This is a genomic window from Micromonospora globispora, from assembly GCF_003857015.1.
GTDB classification, from domain to species: Bacteria; Actinomycetota; Actinomycetes; order Mycobacteriales; family Micromonosporaceae; genus Micromonospora; species Micromonospora globispora.
Genome location: NZ_QGGF01000184.1, coordinates 1 through 16,776 on the forward strand (window position 1 = coordinate 1; position 16,776 = coordinate 16,776).

18 protein-coding genes are annotated in these 16,776 nt (G+C 73.3%); 2 read left to right on the forward strand and 16 right to left on the reverse strand.

The window, feature by feature from the left end; translation table 11 throughout:
* Nucleotides 1–7 precede the first annotated feature (7 nt).
* Nucleotides 8–661, reverse strand: a complete 654-nt coding sequence (locus DKL51_RS37660; RefSeq protein ID WP_124811847.1) for a DNA-3-methyladenine glycosylase — start codon at nucleotides 659–661, stop codon at nucleotides 8–10.
* A gap of 85 nt (nucleotides 662–746) precedes the next feature.
* Between DKL51_RS37660 and DKL51_RS06965 the strand changes: the two genes are divergently transcribed.
* Nucleotides 747–1,181: a DNA-binding protein gene (locus tag DKL51_RS06965; RefSeq protein ID WP_243420984.1), complete on the forward strand. Its 435-nt coding sequence runs from the start codon at nucleotides 747–749 to the stop codon at nucleotides 1,179–1,181.
* Nucleotides 1,182–1,188: 7 nt separating this feature from the next.
* Here DKL51_RS06965 and DKL51_RS06970 read toward each other — a convergent pair whose 3' ends face one another.
* Nucleotides 1,189–1,395 (reverse strand): MazG-like family protein, encoded by a 207-nt coding sequence (locus DKL51_RS06970; protein ID WP_207783813.1) that lies wholly within the window; start codon nucleotides 1,393–1,395, stop codon nucleotides 1,189–1,191.
* Between the two features lie 70 nt (nucleotides 1,396–1,465).
* On the opposite strand from DKL51_RS06970, the gene DKL51_RS06975 reads away from it, so the two are divergent.
* Nucleotides 1,466–1,819 carry an MmcQ/YjbR family DNA-binding protein gene (locus DKL51_RS06975; RefSeq protein WP_109944355.1) on the forward strand — a complete coding sequence of 118 codons (354 nt, stop codon included), beginning with the start codon at nucleotides 1,466–1,468 and terminating at the stop codon, nucleotides 1,817–1,819.
* A 38-nt stretch (nucleotides 1,820–1,857) separates the two neighbouring features.
* Here the strand turns inward: DKL51_RS06975 and argH are convergent, their stop codons facing one another.
* From argH to infC, 14 genes are all read right to left on the reverse strand, one after another.
* The gene (argH, locus tag DKL51_RS06980; RefSeq protein ID WP_109944356.1) at nucleotides 1,858–3,321 is read right to left on the reverse strand and encodes an argininosuccinate lyase; all 1,464 of its coding nucleotides are present in this window, start codon (nucleotides 3,319–3,321) and stop codon (nucleotides 1,858–1,860) included.
* A gap of 8 nt (nucleotides 3,322–3,329) precedes the next feature.
* Complete coding sequence (locus DKL51_RS06985) at nucleotides 3,330–4,541, reverse strand: argininosuccinate synthase (RefSeq protein ID WP_109944357.1); 1,212 nt, start codon at nucleotides 4,539–4,541, stop codon at nucleotides 3,330–3,332.
* The gene (locus tag DKL51_RS06990) at nucleotides 4,538–5,053 is read right to left on the reverse strand and encodes an arginine repressor (protein WP_109944358.1); all 516 of its coding nucleotides are present in this window, start codon (nucleotides 5,051–5,053) and stop codon (nucleotides 4,538–4,540) included. The genes DKL51_RS06985 and DKL51_RS06990 overlap by 4 nt, the downstream gene beginning before the upstream one ends.
* Complete coding sequence (gene argF, locus DKL51_RS06995) at nucleotides 5,050–5,976, reverse strand: ornithine carbamoyltransferase (RefSeq protein ID WP_109944359.1); 927 nt, start codon at nucleotides 5,974–5,976, stop codon at nucleotides 5,050–5,052. Before argF ends, DKL51_RS06990 begins: the two co-directional genes overlap by 4 nt.
* On the reverse strand, nucleotides 5,973–7,160 hold the full coding sequence (locus tag DKL51_RS07000) for an acetylornithine transaminase (RefSeq protein WP_109944360.1): 1,188 nt from the start codon (nucleotides 7,158–7,160) through the stop codon (nucleotides 5,973–5,975). The genes argF and DKL51_RS07000 overlap by 4 nt, the downstream gene beginning before the upstream one ends.
* Entirely contained in the window at nucleotides 7,157–8,044 is an 888-nt protein-coding gene (gene argB / locus DKL51_RS07005) for an acetylglutamate kinase (protein WP_109944361.1), read from the reverse strand. The genes DKL51_RS07000 and argB overlap by 4 nt, the downstream gene beginning before the upstream one ends.
* A complete protein-coding gene (gene argJ / locus DKL51_RS07010; RefSeq protein ID WP_109944362.1) occupies nucleotides 8,041–9,213 on the reverse strand; it encodes a bifunctional glutamate N-acetyltransferase/amino-acid acetyltransferase ArgJ in 1,173 nt (390 codons plus the stop codon). Before argJ ends, argB begins: the two co-directional genes overlap by 4 nt.
* Nucleotides 9,210–10,211, reverse strand: a complete 1,002-nt coding sequence (gene argC, locus DKL51_RS07015) for an N-acetyl-gamma-glutamyl-phosphate reductase (protein ID WP_109944363.1) — start codon at nucleotides 10,209–10,211, stop codon at nucleotides 9,210–9,212. Before argC ends, argJ begins: the two co-directional genes overlap by 4 nt.
* A 192-nt stretch (nucleotides 10,212–10,403) precedes the next feature.
* The gene (gene pheT / locus DKL51_RS07020; protein WP_124811848.1) at nucleotides 10,404–12,950 is read right to left on the reverse strand and encodes a phenylalanine--tRNA ligase subunit beta; all 2,547 of its coding nucleotides are present in this window, start codon (nucleotides 12,948–12,950) and stop codon (nucleotides 10,404–10,406) included.
* Between the two features lie 38 nt (nucleotides 12,951–12,988).
* The gene (gene pheS, locus DKL51_RS07025) at nucleotides 12,989–14,062 is read right to left on the reverse strand and encodes a phenylalanine--tRNA ligase subunit alpha (protein WP_109944365.1); all 1,074 of its coding nucleotides are present in this window, start codon (nucleotides 14,060–14,062) and stop codon (nucleotides 12,989–12,991) included.
* 241 nt (nucleotides 14,063–14,303) lie between these two features.
* On the reverse strand, nucleotides 14,304–15,143 hold the full coding sequence (locus DKL51_RS07030) for a TrmH family RNA methyltransferase (RefSeq protein WP_109944366.1): 840 nt from the start codon (nucleotides 15,141–15,143) through the stop codon (nucleotides 14,304–14,306).
* A 29-nt stretch (nucleotides 15,144–15,172) separates the two neighbouring features.
* Entirely contained in the window at nucleotides 15,173–15,565 is a 393-nt protein-coding gene (gene rplT, locus DKL51_RS07035; protein WP_109944367.1) for a 50S ribosomal protein L20, read from the reverse strand.
* 32 nt (nucleotides 15,566–15,597) lie between these two features.
* Nucleotides 15,598–15,792, reverse strand: coding sequence for a 50S ribosomal protein L35 (gene rpmI / locus DKL51_RS07040; protein WP_109944368.1), 195 nt, complete (start codon nucleotides 15,790–15,792; stop codon nucleotides 15,598–15,600).
* A gap of 19 nt (nucleotides 15,793–15,811) precedes the next feature.
* Nucleotides 15,812–16,462: a translation initiation factor IF-3 gene (gene infC / locus DKL51_RS07045; RefSeq protein ID WP_109944369.1), complete on the reverse strand. Its 651-nt coding sequence runs from the start codon at nucleotides 16,460–16,462 to the stop codon at nucleotides 15,812–15,814.
* Nucleotides 16,463–16,776 lie beyond the last annotated feature (314 nt).

Below are 16,776 nucleotides of genomic sequence, written 5' to 3' on the forward strand. Positions count from 1 at the left end.
TCTACACTTATGCGATCGTCGGCAGCGTCAGCTGTGTATAAGAGACAGGCACGTGCCGGCGGTAGGCGCTCACCATCGGGTCGCCGGCGATCCAGAACCGCCACGGCACGTCGTGCGCCCCGGTCACCCCGACCCGGGGGCCGGCCTCGATCGCCGCCGGCGGCACCGGTACGACCGCCGGTCGCAGCCGGACCGGTCCCTCGGCGAGCAGGTCCGCGCCGTAGACCGAGCGGTCGATGCCGATCGCCGCGCAGAGCCGGGCGGGTCCCCGGGCCAGGTCCACGTCCCGGCGTACGGCGGGGCGGCGGGCCCGGGCCACGTCGAGACCCTCGACCACCTCGCCGGCCCGGAGCAGTACCGCAGACGCCTCCCCGTCCGGCCCGGTGACGACGTTCATGCACCAGTGCATGCCGTAGGTGAAGTACACGTATGCGTGCCCCGACGGCCCGAACATCACCGCGTTGCGCGGGGTACGGCCGCGGTGGGCGTGCGAGGCCGGGTCCCCGGCGGTGCCGGCGTACGCCTCGACCTCGGTGATCCGGACGGTGACGCCGTTGGCGGTGAGCCGGCAGCCGAGCAGACCGCGCGCGGCCGGCACGACCGGGCCGGCGAGCAGGTCGGCCAGGCCGGCCAGGTCGGTGTCGGTCACGGGGCGGGTCATGGCTCCCGACCCTATCCGGATCTCCGGAGATGAGCACGAATCGCTTTCAACAATGTGTTGACAAACCCCCGTTCAAGGGGATCTGATGGAGCACATGGTCACGCTGGACAACGACCCGTTCACCGCTCCGGACGCGGCCCAGGCCCGGGCGCACCGCAACTACGCCGCGCTGGTGCGGATCGCGGAACGGCACGCGGGCACCGACGCCCGCCGCCGGCGGTACGCGCACCCGGACGTCCCCGACGCGTACGAGGCGGCCACGCTGGTGATGGCCCTCGCCGGCGGGGCGGAGCTGGAACCCGGCGAGGAGCCAGTCGACCAGGCGGACCTGATGGCGGCGCTCACCCTGATTCCGCATGTGCGTGCGGAGGTGGACGCGCTGGAGGCGGGGCTGTTGCAGGTGGCCCGCGGCCGGGGGCTGACCTGGCAGGCGATCGCGTTCGGGCTCGGGCTGGGCAGCGCTCAGGCGGCTCGGCAGCGCTACGACCGGCTGGCCGTGCGGACCGGCACCGCCGACTGAACCGTGCTCAGCCGGACCCGCCCGGGAGCCGGGACAGCCACTTCCGGTCGACCTCGGCCGCCAGGTCCACGCCGTGCCGGCGGGCCAGCAGCAGCACATGGCAGAGCACGTCGGCCAGTTCCGCCCGGTACGCCGCGTCGCGCTGCGCGGCGCAGAGGCCCTTGTGCCGGGCCTGGCCGGTCCGCATCAGGAACGCCTGGGTCAGCTCCCCCACCTCCTCCTGCAGCTTCCTGGAGTCGCACGCGGGGACCAGACTGGGCGGGCAACCGTCACGGGAGGACGCGATGACGCGCGAGGAGATGCTGGCGTACTGCCTGGGCAAGCCGGGCGCCTGGCTGGATCGTCCGTGGGAGGGCGACGAGGTGGTGAAGGTGGGGAGCCGGATCTTTGCCTTCCTCGGGTCCCCGAACGGCGACGCGCGGCTGGGCGTGAAGTGCGGCCCGTCCCGGGAGCTGGCCGACGAGTGGCTGCACCGGTTCCCCGAGGACGCCCGGCCGTCGCCGTACATCGGGCGGTCCGGCTGGAACACGCTGCGGCTGGACGGCGGCATCCCCGACGACGAGCTGATCGACGCCGTGGACGGGTCGTACGACGCGGTGGTGGCGAAGCTGCCGAAGCGGGAGCGCCCGACGGCCTGACCCCGCGCGACGCCGGAGACGCCGCGCGGGGTGACGCCTCAGCGGGGTACGACGCGCTCGGCGGCCCACTCCCGCCAGCCGGTCAGCTTGTCCGCAGCGTCGGCGAGCTGATCGGCGACCGGGCCGGGGCCGGTCGAGCCGGGGGTGGTCCGGGCGGCGAGGGCCGAGCGGACCGAGAGCACGTCCCGCACGGACGGGTCGAGGTGCTCGCTGACCACGGCCAGATCCTCGTCGGAGACCTCGTCCAGGGCGCACTCCCGGGCCACGCAGAGCGCGACGAGCTTGCCGGTGATCTCGTGCGCGTCGCGGAACGGCACCCCCTTGCGGACCAGCCAGTCGGCGACCTCCGTGGCCAGGGAGTAGCCGACGGGGGCGGCGGCGACCAGCCGGTCGACCCGTACCGTCATGGTGGAGACCATCCCGGCCAGCGCCGGCAGCAGCAGTTCCAGCGTGTCGACCGCGTCGAAGGCGGGCTCCTTGTCCTCCTGCATGTCCCGGTCGTAGGTCATCGGCAGGCCCTTGAGCATGGTGAGCACGCTCATCAGCCCACCGACCAGCCGGCCGGACTTGCCCCGGGCCAGCTCGGCGATGTCCGCGTTCTTCTTCTGCGGCATGATCGACGACCCGGTGGCGAAGGCGTCGTCCAGCTCGACCCAGCCGAACTCCTGCGACGTCCAGAGCACCACCTCCTCGCCGAGGCGGGACAGGTGCACCCCGATCATCGCGGTGACGAAGAGGAACTCGGCGACGAAGTCCCGGTCGGCGACCGCGTCCATCGAGTTGGCGAAGGACGTGCGGAAGCCGAGCTCCTTGGAGACGGCGACCGGGTCCAGCGGCAGACCGGAGCCGGCGAGCGCACCCGCGCCGAGCGGGCTGATCGCGGCCCGATGGTCCCAGTCGCGCAGCCGTTCCAGGTCGCGCAGCAGCGGCTGCACGTGGGCGAGCAGCCAGTGCCCGAAGGTGACCGGCTGGGCGTGCTGGAGGTGGGTCATCCCCGGCGCGGCGGTGGCCACGTGCCGTTCGGCCTGCTCGACCAGGGCCTCGGCCAGCTCGACCAACCGGGCGGCCACCCCGCGGGCGTGGTCGCGCAGGTAGAGCCGCAGGTCGGTGGCGACCTGGTCGTTGCGGGACCGGCCGGCGCGCAGCTTGCCGCCGAGGCTGCCGAGCCGCTCCAGCAGGCCACGTTCGAGGGCGGTGTGCACGTCCTCGTCGTCGATGGTCGGCCGGAACTGCCCGGAGGCACAGGCCGCCTCCAGGTCGTCCAGCGCCGCAAGGATCTTGCCCAGCTCCTCCGGGTCGAGCAGCCCGGCGCCGGCGAGGACCCGGGCGTGCGCCCGGGAGCCGGCGATGTCGTACGGGGCGAGGCGCCAGTCGAACTGAACGCTCACCGACAGCCGCGCGAGGGCCTCCGCGGGGCCGCCGGCGAACCGGCCACCCCACAGGCTCGTCCGGTTGGCGGCGGCACTGTTCTCGGTCAGGCTCTTGTCGTCCACCCCGCCCATTCTGACGGTCAAGACTGCGACCCGCCCAACCGGGCGTCCCGCGCGGCGGCCATCTTGCTGGGCAGGCCCCACAGCTGGACGAAGCCCTTCGCCAGGGACTGGTCGAAGGTGTCGCCGGTGTCGTAGGTGGCCATGCCGAAGTCGTACAGGCTGGCCTCGGAGCGCCGCCCGGTCACGGTGGCCCGGCCGCCATGCAGGGTCATCCGCACCTCGCCGGAGACCTGCTGCTGAGCGTCGTCGATGAAGGCGTCGAGGGCCTTCTTCAGCGGCGAGAACCAGAGGCCGTCGTAGACCAGCTCGCCCCAGCGCTGGTCCACGCCGCGCTTGAACCGGGCCAGGTCCCGCTCGACGGTGACCGCCTCCAACTCCTGGTGGGCGGTGATCAGCGCGATCGCGCCGGGTGCCTCGTACACCTCGCGGCTCTTGATGCCGACGAGGCGGTCCTCGACCATGTCGAGCCGGCCGACGCCCTGGGCGCCGGCGCGCCGGTTGAGCTCCAGGATCGCCTGGTACGGGGTGACCGTCTCACCGTCGATGGCGACCGGTACGCCGGCGTCGAAGGTGATCACGACCTCGTCGGCGTCGCGCTCCTGCGCCGGGTCGGCGGTGTACGAGTACAGGTCCTCGATCGGGCCGTTCCAGATGTCCTCCAGGAAGCCGGTCTCGACCGCGCGTCCCCACAGGTTCTGGTCGATGGAGTAGGGCGACTTCGCCGACACGTCGATCGGCAGGCCCTTCTCCTCGGCGAAGGCGATCGCCTTGTCCCGGGTCCAGGCGAAGTCCCGGGCCGGGGCGATGATCTTCAGGTCGGGAGCGAGCGCACTCAGGCCGACCTCGAACCGGACCTGGTCGTTGCCCTTGCCGGTGCAGCCGTGGGACACGATGGTGCCGCCGTGCTTGCGGGCCGCGGCGACCAGGTGCTTGACGATCAGCGGCCGGGACAGCGCGGAGACCAGCGGGTAGCGGTCCATGTAGAGGGCGTTGGCCCGCATCGCCGGCAGGCAGTACTCGGCGGCGAACTCGTCGCGGGCGTCGATCACCTCGGCCTCGACGGCGCCGCAGTCCAGGGCGCGCTGCCGGATGGCGTTCAGGTCCTCGCCGCCCTGCCCGACGTCGACCGCGACCGCGATCACCTCGGCGCCGGTCTGCTCGGCCAGGTACGGGATGGCGACGGAGGTGTCCAGCCCTCCGGAGTACGCAAGGACGACCCGCTCGGTCATGGTGTGGTGCTCCCTTCAACGTTTTCTTCCCGGCGCGCCCACCCGGCGAGCTTGTCGCCCAACGCGGCGCCGCCGACGGCCTCGCGGGCCACGACGAGGATGGTGTCGTCGCCGGCGATGGTGCCGACGATCTCGGACAGGCCCGCTCGGTCCAACGCGCTGGCCAGGTACTGGGCTGCGCCCGGCGGGGTACGCAGCACGGCGATGTTGCCGCTGGAGTCGACCCCGTTGAGCAGCTCGCGCAGCAGCCGGACGAGCCGGGCCGGGGCGCCCTCGGCCTCGCGCAGCGGCCGATGGCCGTCCTCGGGGATCAGGTAGACGCCCCGCCCGTCGCCGCCGCGCGCGGTGACCGCTCCCAGCTCCTTGAGGTCGCGGGAGAGGGTGGCCTGGGTGACCTGGATGCCGTCACCGGCGAGCAGGTCGGCCAGCTCGGTCTGCGAGTGGATCGCCCGGTCGCGGATCAGCTCGACGATGCGGGCGTGCCGGGCGGTACGGGTCAGCGGGGCGGTCATGATTGAGCCTCCAGGACGAATGTCAGCAGCGCCTTCTGGGCGTGCAGGCGATTCTCCGCCTGGTCGAAGACCGCGCTCTGCGGGCCGTCGAGCACCTCGTCGGTGATCTCCTCGCCCCGGTGCGCGGGCAGGCAGTGCAGCACGATCGCGCCCGGCGCGGCCTGACCGAGCAGCTCCACGTTGATCTGGTACGGCAGGAACGGGGTGATCCGGTCCAGGCCGTCCTCCTCCTGGCCCATCGAGGTCCAGGTGTCGGTGGCCAGCACGTCCGCGCCGCGGGCCGCCTCGACGGGGTCGGTGAACACGGCCACCGATCCGCCGGTGCCGGCGGCGATCTTCTCCGCCCGGGTCACCACCTCGGGATCGGGCTGGAAGCCGACCGGCCCGGCGATCCGCACGTGCATCCCGGCGGTCGCCCCGGCCAGCAGGTACGAGTGCGCCATGTTGTTCGCCGCATCCCCGACGTACGCGAGGGTGCGCCCGGCGGTGGCGCCGAACCGCTCGCGGACGGTGAGCAGGTCGGCGAGGAGCTGGCAGGGGTGGTACGTGTCGGTGAGCGCGTTGATCACCGGGACGGTGGCGTGCGCAGCGACCTCGGCGATCCGGTCGTCGCCGTGGGTGCGCAGCACGATCGCGGCGACGTAGCGGGACAGCACTCGGCCGGCGTCCGCGAGGGTCTCGCCCCGCCCGAAGTGGGTGACCTGGGTGTCCACCACGAGCGGGTGGCCGCCGAGTTCGGCGATGCCCACGTCGAAGGAGATCCGGGTCCGCAGGCTCTGCTTGTCGAAGAGCACCGCCACCGACTTCGGCCCGGCGAGGGGCTTGTGGGTGAAGCGGTCCGCCTTCATGCGGGCCGCCAGGTCGAGCACGGCCGACTGCTCGGCGGGGCTGAGGTCGTCGTCCCGCAGGAAGTGCCGGGTCATGCGCTGACCTCCGTCGGCGTGATGGCGGCGGACAGGGCCGCGGGGAGTGCGGCCAGGAAGGCGTCGGCCTGCTCGGCGGTGAGGATCAGCGGCGGGGCGAGCCGCACCACGCCCGGCTGCACCGGGTTGACCAGGAAACCGGCGTCGCGCAGGCCGTTCGCGACCGCGCCGGAGACCGGCTCGGTGAGCACGATGCCGAGCAGCAGGCCGCTGCCCCGAACCTCGCCGACCAGCGGGTGGCCGAGCGCCTCGATCCCCCGGCGCAGCCGCTCACCGACCCGCTTGACGTGGTCGAGCAGCCCCTCGTTGGCGATGGTGGCGATCACGGCGAGGGCGGCCGCACAGCTGATCGGGTTGCCCCCGAAGGTGGTGCCGTGCGAGCCCGGACCGAGCAGCTCGGCGGCCCGGCCGAAGGCCAGGCAGGCGCCGATGGGCAGGCCGCCGCCGAGCCCCTTGGCCAGGGTGACGATGTCCGGCTCGACGCCCTCGGCCTGGTGGGCGAACCAGTGCCCGGTGCGGCCGACGCCGGTCTGCACCTCGTCGAGGACCAGCAGCGCGCCGTGCCGGGCGGTGATCCGGCGGGCCGCGGCCAGGTAGCCGGCGGGCGGGACCACGATCCCGTTCTCGCCCTGGATCGGCTCCAGGATGACCATCGCCGTGGCGTCGGTGACCACCGCTTCCAGGGCGGCGGCGTCGCCGTACTCGACGTGGGTGACGTCGCCGGGCAGCGGGCGGAACGGGTCGGCCTTGGCGGGCTGCCCGGTCAGCGCGAGGGCACCCATGGTGCGGCCGTGGAAGCCGCCGCGGGTGGCCACCACGTGGGTGCGGCCGGTGAGCCGGGAAAGCTTGAACGCGGCCTCGTTGGCCTCTGCGCCCGAGTTGGCGAAGAAGACCCGGCCGGGCCGGCCGGCGAGGGCCAGCAGCAACTCGGCCAGGGCCACCGGCGGTTCGGCGACGAAGAGGTTGGAGACGTGGCCGAGGGTGGCGACCTGCTTGGCGACGGCGGCCACCACAGCCGGGTGGGCGTGGCCGAGGGCGTTGACGGCGATGCCGCCGAGCAGGTCGACGTACTCCCGGCCGGCCTCGTCGACCACCACCGCGCCGGAGCCCGAGACCAGCGCCAGCGGCGGGGTGCCGTAGTTGTCCATCAGGGACTGGCCCCACCGTTCCACCAGCGTGCTCATGACGCGATCACCATGGTTCCGAATCCTTCTGAGGTGAAGACCTCGAGCAGGGTGGAATGGGCGACCCGGCCGTCGACGACGTGCGCGGCGGGCACTCCCCCGCGCACCGCCCGCAGGCACGCCTCCATCTTCGGGACCATCCCCGACTCCAGGGACGGCAGCAGCTTCGCCAGGTCGTCGGTGCTGATCTCGCTGACCAGGCTGGACGTGTCCGGCCAGTCGGCGTAGAGGCCGGCGACGTCGGTGAGGACGACCAGCTTGCGGGCCTGAAGGGCGACGGCGAGCGCGGCGGCGGCCGGGTCGGCGTTGAGGTTGTGCAGCACCCCGTCCGCGTCCGGCGCAACCGTGGAGATCACCGGGATCCGGCCGGCCGCGATCAGGTCCGCCACCGCCGAGACGTCGACGGACTCGACGTCGCCGACCTGGCCGACGTCGACCGGCTCGCCGTCGACGTACGCCGGGCGGCGGACCGCGGTGAAGAGCCCGGCGTCCTCGCCGGAGAGGCCGACGGCGAACGGGCCGTGCGCGTTGATCAGCCCGACCAGTTCCCGGCCGACCTGGCCGACGAGCACCATCCGGACGACGTCCATCGCCTCCGGGGTGGTGACCCGCAGGCCGCCCTTGAACTCGCTGGCGATGCCGAGCCGGCCGAGCATGGCGGAGATCTGCGGCCCGCCGCCGTGCACCACGACCGGCTTGAGGCCGGCGTAGCGAAGGAAGACCATGTCGGCGGCGAAGGCGCGCTGCAGCTCGGGGTTGACCATGGCGTTGCCGCCGTACTTGACCACGATGGTGGCGCCGGAGAAGCGGGCCAGCCAGGGCAGGGCCTCGATCAGCGTCTCGGCCTTCGCCTGGGCCCGGGTGAGGTCCGCGGTGAGGCTCATGTCGAGTACGCCGAGTTCTCGTGCACGTACGCGTGCGACAGGTCGTTGGTCCAGATCGTCGCCGTCTGGTCACCGGCGTGCAGGTCGATCCGGATGGTGACGTCCCGCCCGGAGAGGTCCACCTTGGAGCGGTCCTCCGCGGCGGCGCCGGAGCGGCAGACCCAGACGCCGTTGACGGCGACGTCCACGCCGTCCGGCTCGAACGCCGCGGCCGTGGTGCCGACGGCAGCGAGGATCCGGCCCCAGTTCGGGTCGTTGCCGAAGAGCGCGGTCTTGACCAGGTTGTTCCGGGCCACCGAGCGGCCCACCTCGACCGCGTCGTCCTCACTGGCGGCGCCGACCACGTCGATGGCGATCTGCTTGGTGGCGCCCTCCGCGTCGGCGATGAGCTGCTGGGCCAGGTCGTGGCAGGCGGCGGTGACCGCGGCGGTCAGCTCGGCCTCGGTCGGCTCGATGCCAGAGGCCCCGCTGGCCAGCAGCAGCACCGTGTCGTTGGTGGACATGCAGCCGTCGGAGTCGATCCGGTCGAAGGTGACCCGGGTGGCGGCCCGCAGCGCGGCGTCCAGCATCTCCGGGCCGGCCACCGCGTCGGTGGTGAGCACGCAGAGCATGGTCGCCATGGCGGGGGCGAGCATCCCCGCACCCTTGGCCATCCCGCCGACGGTCCAGCCGCTGCCCTTGGCGACGGTGGTCTTCGGCCGGGTGTCGGTGGTCATGATCGCCTCAGCCGCGGCGGCACCGCCGTCGCGGGCGAGCCCCCGGATGGCGCCGCGCACGCCGGGCAGGAGCTTGTCCATGGGCAGCCGCTCGCCGATCAGGCCGGTGGAGCAGACGGCGACCTCGCCGGCGCCGAGCATCAGCCGGGGGCTGCTGGAGGTGAGCGCCGCGGCGGTGTGCTCGGCGGTGGCGTGGGTGTCCTGGAAGCCGGCCGGGCCGGTGCAGGCGTTCGCGCCGCCGGAGTTGAGCACCACGGCACGGACCACGCCGCCCCGGACGACCTGCTGGGTCCAGAGCACCGGCGCGGCCTTGACCCGGTTGGCGGTGAAGACGCCGGCCACCCCGGCGTCGGGGCCGTCGTTGACGACGAGGGCGATGTCGCTGGCGCCGCTGGCCTTGAGCCCGGCGGCGACGCCGGCCGCCCGGAAGCCGCGGGGAACGGTGACGGTCACGGTGCCACCCCGAAGGCTGAGAGGCCGGCGGTCTCGGGGAGGCCGAGCATGAGGTTGGCGTTCTGCACCGCCTGGCCGGCGGCGCCCTTGCCGAGGTTGTCGATCGCGCTCACCACGATCACCCGGCCGGAGTCGACGTCCACCGTGGCCTGCAGGTGGCAGGAGTTGGAGCCGGCCGTAGCGGCGGTGTGCGGCCAGGCGCCCTCGGGCAGCACGTGCACGAACGGCGCGTCCGCGTACGCCGCGGCGAGGATCGCGCGCGGGTCGGCGTCGCCGGTCGGCACCGCGGTCACGGTGGCGAGGATGCCGCGCGGCATGGGCGCGAGCACCGGCGTGAAGGAGAGGCTGGTCGCCCCGGTGGCCTGCTTGATCTCGGGCACGTGCTGGTGGGCACCCACCTTGTAGGGCGACAGGTCGCCCATCACCTCGCTGCCGAGCAGGTGCGCCTTGGCGGAGCGGCCGGCGCCGGAGGTGCCGGAGGCGGCGACCACCACCACGTCGGTGGGGAAGACCGCGCCGGCGGCGATCAGCGGCGCGAGCGCCAGCGTGGTGGCGACCGCGTAGCAGCCGGTGTTCGCCACCCGGGTCGCGGCGGCGATGGCCGCCCGCTGGCCGGGCAGCTCCGGCAGGCCGTAGGTCCAGGCGCCGGAGTGTGCCCCGCCGTAGTAGCGGGCCCAGGCGTCCGCGTCGTGCAGCCGGTGATCAGCGCCCAGGTCGACCACCTTCGCCGTCTCGGGCAGGGCCGCCGCGAGGGCGGCCGACTCGCCGTGCGGCAGGGCCAGGAAGACCACGTCCGCGTCGGCCAGGGTGGCCGGGTCGGTCTCCCCGAAGACCAGGTCGAGCCCCGCGAGCTGCGGGTGTACGGCGGTGACGGGCCGGCCGGCCTGGCTGTGCGCGGTGGCGGCGACCAGGTCGAACTCCGGGTGCCCGGCGACCAGGCGCAGCAGTTCGCCTCCGGCGTACCCGCTGGCCCCGGCGACCGCGACTCGGATGCCCATACTCACCTCCGCATGACTATGCATCAAAGGCTAGTAGAGCATCCCCGGGCATCGCAAGTTCATGCGTTCCACTGCATGGAAATGTGCGGGTGACGGCGATCACTGACGCCATGGATGCGCAGCCTTGTGTCGCCGGCCCGGACACGCTGAAGGCCTCTCCCGCCGCGGCGGGAGAGGCCTTCGATCCGCCGGTCAGGCGCCGCGCAGGGTGGCGCCGAAGCGGCGGGCCGCCTCGGCCACGGCCGCGTCGCGGGCGGCCACCGCCTCCTCGACGGTGAGCGTCCGGTCCGGGGCCCGGAACGTCAGCTTGTACGCCAGCGACTTGCGGCCCGCGCCGAGCTGCTCCGAGGCGTACACGTCGAAGAGCCGGACGCCCTCCAGCAGCGGGCCGGCCCCCTCGACGAGCGCCTGTCGCACCTCGGCGGCCGGGACCGACTCGTCCACCACCAGCGCCACGTCGATCAGCGCCGGCGGGAAGGTGGAGATCTCCGGCCCGGTCACCAACGGCGCGGCGCGCAGCGCGTCCAGGTTCAGCTCCATGGCGCAGGTCCGACGGGGCAGCTCCAGCGTGGCCACCACCGCCGGGTGGAGCTCACCGGCATGCCCGACCACCTCGCCGTCGACCAGCAGCTCGGCGCAGCGGCCGGGGTGCCACGGGGCGTACTCGGCGGCCCGGACGGTGATCCGGTCGGCCGGGATGTCGGCGGCGGCCAGCACGTCCCGGCCGGCCTCGATCGCGTCCGCCCAGCCGGCCGCCCGGCCCGCGCCCCACCGGCCGGCCGGCTCGACGTCTCCGGAGAGCACCACGGCGCCGTGCCGCGGCTGGTCCGGCACCACCGCGTCGGCCGCGGCGAACTCCTCGTCGGTCGGTCGGTGGTCCACGCCCATGGCCGGCGGGGTGCCGGCGCCGGGACGCGGGTGGAACACCGTGCCGATCTCGTAGAGCGCGACGTCCCGCATGCCGCGGCCCACGTTCCGCTTGAGGATGCCGAGCAGCGGGCCGAGCAGCGTGGTGCGCAGCAGCGGCTCCTCCTCGGACAGCGGGTTGGCCACCCGGACCGCCTGGCGGCGCGGGTCGTCCGCCGGCATGCCGAGCTGGTCGGCCAGCTCAACGGAGACGAACGGGTGGGCCAGCACCTCGACGTACCCGCGCTCGGCGAGCGACCGGGACACCGCCCGGCGCCGCTGCTGCTGCCAGGTCAGGCCCCGGCCGGCGGGCGCGGTCGGCAGCAGCGACGGCACGCGGTCGTACCCGTCGAGGCGGACCACCTCCTCGACCAGGTCCGCCGGGTCGGTGAGGTCGGGCCGCCAACTCGGCGGAGTCACGGTGAGCACGTCCGCGCCACCGGCGGAGACCCCGACCTCGCCCGGGTCCTCGCCCAGCCGGTCGGCGCCCCGGGTGGCGGTGCAGCCGACCTGCTCCAGCAGGGCGACCACCCGCTCCGGGGAGTACGCCACCCCGACCCGCCGGGACGGCAGGTCCGCCGGAAGCACCACCGGGGTACGCGGCCGGACGTGGTCGATGTCGAGGATCTCCTCGCCGACCGTGCCGCCGGCGTGCTCAGTGAGCAGCCGTACCGCCCGCTCCAGGGCGACCAGCGGCAGGGCCGGGTCGACGCCCCGCTCCCAGCGCTTCGCCGCCTCGCTGAACAGCTTGTGCCGGCGGGCGGTCCGGCCGACCATCGCCGGGTCCCAGTGCGCCGCCTCGAACAGCACGTTGGTGGTGGAGGCGAGGACCTCGCTGGTCTCGCCACCCATCACCGCGGCGAGGGAGATCGGGCCGGTGTCGTCGCAGATCACCATGTCCTCGGGGACCAGCGTGCGGGTGACCCCGTCCAGAGTGGTCAGCTTCTCCCCCGGCTCGGCGCGGCGGACCACCAGCGGCCCGCTGATCCGGTCGACGTCGAACGCGTGCATCGGCTGGCCGAGTTCGAGCATCAGGTAGTTCGTGATGTCGACCGGCAGCGAGATGCTGCGGACGCCGGCGACGGTGAGCCGCTGGGACATCCAGCCGGGGGTCTCGACGGTCGGGTCGATCCCGCGGACCATCCGGGCGGCGAACCGGTCGCAGCCGACGGTGTCGCGCACCTCGACCGGGTACACCGGCCGCTCCGTGGCGCCGGGCGCGGGGACCAGGGCCGGATCGCGGAACGGTACGCCGAGGGCGTGCGACAGCTCCCGGGCGATGCCCCGCACACTCAGCGCGTACCCGCGGTCCGGGGTGATCTCCATCTCGACGACCGTGTCGTCGAGGCCGACCACCGGGCGGGCGTCGTCGCCGGGCTTCGCCGGGGTGTCCTCGGGCAGCACGATGATGCCCGAGTGGTCGTCACCCAGGCCCAGTTCCTTTGCCGAGCAGATCATGCCGTTGGAGTTGCGCCCGTACGTCTTGCGCGCGCCGATGGCGAAGTTGCCGGGCAGCACGCCGCCGGGGAGGATCACCACCACCTTGTCACCCTGGGCGAAGTTCGTCGCCCCGCAGACAATCTCCTGCGGCTCGCCGGTGCCGTTGGCGTCACCGACGTCGACCCGGCAGAAGCGGATGGGCTTCTTGAAGCCGGTGAGCTCCTCGATCTCGCGTACCTCGCCGACCACCAGCGGCCCGGTGACGGTCTCCCGCAGGTCGACGATGGACTCGACCTCGATGCCGAGGTCGACCAGCGCCTGCTCCAGGTCGCCGGTGGGCAGGTCGGCGGGGAGGTCGACGTACTCCCGCAGCCAACTGACAGAAACTCGCATGACTCTTAAACCACCGTCTCCGTAGCTCGTGGCGCCGTCTAGACCCCGAACGCGCGGGTGAACCGCACGTCGCCCTCGACCATGTCCCGCATGTCGCTGACCCCGTGCCGGACCATCACCGTCCGGTCGATGCCCATGCCGAAGGCGAAACCGGAGTAGACCTCCGGGTCGATGCCGCAGGCACGCAGCACCCGCGGGTTGACCATGCCGCAGCCGCCCCACTCGACCCACTGCGGGCCCCTGCGGTGCTCCGGGAACCAGACGTCGAACTCGGCCGACGGCTCGGTGAACGGGAAGTAGTGCGGCCGCCACCGGGTCTTCGCCTCCGGCCCGAACATCGCCTTGGCGAAGTGGTCCAGGGTGCCGCGCAGGTGCGCCATCGTGATGCCCTTGTCCACCACCAGGCCCTCCACCTGGTGGAAGACCGGCGCGTGGGTGGCGTCCAGCTCGTCGGTGCGGTAGGCCCGGCCGGGCACGATCACGTAGATCGGCGGCTTGCGGGTGAGCATCGTCCGCGCCTGCACCGGCGAGGTGTGCGTCCGCAGCACCAGGCCGGAGCTCTCGCCGCCCTCTGGCGGTGCGATGTGGAAGGTGTCCATCAGGCCCCGGGCCGGGTGGTCGGCGGGGATGTTGAGCGCGTCGAAGTTGGTCCACTCCAGCTCGACCTCGGGCCCCTCGGCCACCTCGTAGCCCATCCCGACGAAGAAGTCGCTGATCTGCTCCATCAGGGTGCTCAACGGGTGGCGGGCGCCCCGCGGCCGCCGGTCGTACGGCAGGGTCACGTCGACCCGCTCCTCGACCAGCATGCGCTCGGCCTGCTCGCGCTCCAGGGTCTCCTGCCGGGCGGCGTACGCGGCCTCGATGGCGCGGCGGGCCTCGTTGACCCGCTTGCCGGCGTCGGACTTCGCGGCCGGCGGCAGCGCGCCGATCTCCCGACGCGCGAGGGAGACCGGGGACCGGTCCCCGAGGTGCGCCGGACGCAGCGCGGTCAGCGCGTTCGGGTCGGTGGCGGCGGCGAACGCCTTCTCGGCGTCGGCCACGGCCCCGGCCAGGGCGTCCGGGTCGAGCAGGGCGACCTGCTTCGGGTCGTACGGATCGTTGCGGTAGCTCATGGCGTACGGGCACTCCCTCACGGCGGCACCGACCCTCACGGGCGGCTAGGCGAGTCTACGGACGCGCGGCTGTGCCGCAGCCCGCCGGTGGGAGTCAGGCAGGAGGAAGGGTCAGGCCCGCCGCCCGCCGACACCGGCGGGCTGCCTAAACGAACGCCGTGGCGCGTTCATCATGCGGACGACTCCCCTGCTGTGTTACCGGGCGACCAAAAGGTCGCTGGGTGGCCGCGCGACCCGTCGGTCAGCGCAAGGCTCTCGCTGAAGAGTACAGGCAAACGGCGGCGGCCGCAGCCAGGTTCAGGCTCTCGGCGCGCCCGTGCAGCGGCACCCGCACCCGGGCGTCGGCGGCCTCGGTCAGCTCCTCGGGCAGCCCGTGCGCCTCGGAGCCGAAGAGCCAGGCGGTGGGCGTGGCGAGCCGGCCGGCGTCGGCCAGGTCGTCGAGATCGGTGTCGCCGTAGCCGGTGGTGGCGAGCACGGTCAGCCCGGCGGCGCGCAGCGCGGCGACCACGTGGAGGGGGTCCGGGGCGCGGACCACGTCGACGTGGAAGAGGCTGCCGGCCGAGGCCCGCACGCACTTGCCGTTGTACGGGTCGACCGCGTCCCCGGCGAAGACCACCGCGCCGGCGCCCGCCGCGTCGGCGGTGCGCAGCACGGTGCCGGCGTTGCCCGGGTCGCGGATCTCGGCGAGCACCGCGACCAGGCGGGGACGGGCGGCCAGGGCCCGCTCCAGGGGCACGTCCAGGTGCCGGCAGACGGCGACGAGGCCCTGCGGCGCGACGGTCTCGGCGAGCACGGCCAGCGCCTCGTCGGTCACCTCGGAGACCGGTACGTCCGCGCGGGCGGCCTGCGCCGCGAGGTCGGCGTACCGGTCGAGGGCGGCCGGCGTACCGAAGAGTTCGGTGGCCGTGCCGGACCGGGCCAGGGCCTCGCGGACCGCCTGCGGCCCCTCGGCCAGGAACCGGCCGGTGGCCTCGCGGTCCCGGCGGCGCTGGAGCCGGCGGGCGGCCACCACCCGCGGGGTACGCGGGGTGAACGGGCCGGGAACAGCGTCGAGGCGCCTCCCGCGCGATGGTGACTGCATGGGAGACGCCTCGATCTGCTGCGGGTGGGTCAGGCGGCCTGAGCCGCGGCGCCACCGGTGCCCTCGGCCGCCACGGCGGCGCGGGCCAGCTCGACGATCGCGGCGAACGCCGCGGCGTCGTTGACGGCCATGTCGGCCAGGATCTTGCGGTCGACTTCGATGCCGGCCAGGCGCAGGCCCTGGATCAGCCGGTTGTAGGTCATGCCGTTGGCCCGGGCGCCAGCGTTGATCCGCTGGATCCAGAGCTGCCGGAAGTCGCCCTTGCGGTCGCGGCGGTCCCGGTAGGCGTACTGCATCGAGTGCAGCACCTGCTCCTTGGCCTTGCGGTACAGGCGGGAGCGCTGACCGCGGTAGCCGCTCGCGGTCTCCAGCAGGGTACGGCGCTTCTTCTGGGCGTTCACAGCCCGCTTGACGCGTGCCATCTCAACTCCTTCTTCGGTTCAGGTGGCGCGCGTCAGCGGCCGAGCAGCTTCTTGATTCGCTTGACGTCAGCCTTGGCCAGCACGACCGTCCCGGTCAGCCGGCGGGTGTGGGTGGAGGCCTTCTTCTCCAGGTTGTGGCGAAGGCCGGCCTGCTGGGCAACGATCTTGCCCCTGCCGGTCACCTTGACCCGCTTGCCCATACCCGTGTGGCTCTTCATCTTCGGCATGTGGAACGTCTTCTCCCTGTTACTGGCCGCTGGTCTCAGCGGTCGGGCCGGTCTCGCCGGCTGCTGCGGTCTCGCCGGCCTCCGGGGTCTCGCCGGCCTCCGGAGTGCCGGACTCCTCCGCGGCCCGTTCCCGGGGCCCGCCGCGGGACGCCGTGGCGGCGACCGCGGAGGCCTTGACGGCCCGGTGCGGAGCGAGGACCATGATCATGTTTCGGCCGTCCTGCTTCGGAGCGGCCTCGACGTAACCCAGGTCCGTGATCTCGGACTCGAGCCGGCGCAGGAGCCGGTAACCCAGCTCCGGGCGGCTCTGCTCGCGACCGCGGAACATGATCGTCACCTTGACCTTGTCCCCGGCCTTGAGGAACCGCACCACGTGACCCTTCTTGGTCTCGTAGTCGTGCGGGTCGATCTTCGGCCGGAGCTTCATCTCCTTGATGACGGTCTGCTGCTGGTTACGCCGCGCTTCGCGCGCCTTCAGTGCGCTCTCGTACTTGAACTTGCCGAAGTCCATGAGCTTGCACACCGGCGGGCGCGCCATCGGCGCAACCTCGACCAGGTCCAGGTCGACGTCCGCGGCCAGCTGCAGGGCGCGCTCCAGCGGGACGATGCCCACCTGCTCACCCTCAGGGCCGACCAGTCGGACCTCACGTGCCCGGATCTGTTCGTTCACGCGTGGTTCGACGCTGATGGGGCCTCCTCGAGTCGAGTCTGCTGCGGTGCCGACTCCGCGGGCTCCCGGACGGGAGCCGACCCGGAAAGCAGAAGGCCCCGGCGCATGCCAGGGCCCGCTCGACCGGTCGGCACGATCACATGATCGCGCATCCGGCGCCGGGATGTCCCCGGAACCGGTGACCGGACCCGGCCGCCGTCAGGGCGACTCGGGTGGGAGCAGGCGCTCCGCTTCAGGACCACCCGCACGTCGGAACGGGGGGCAGTCTGGTCGACTCGGCAACACTACACCCTCGCCCCAGCCGTCCCCAACTC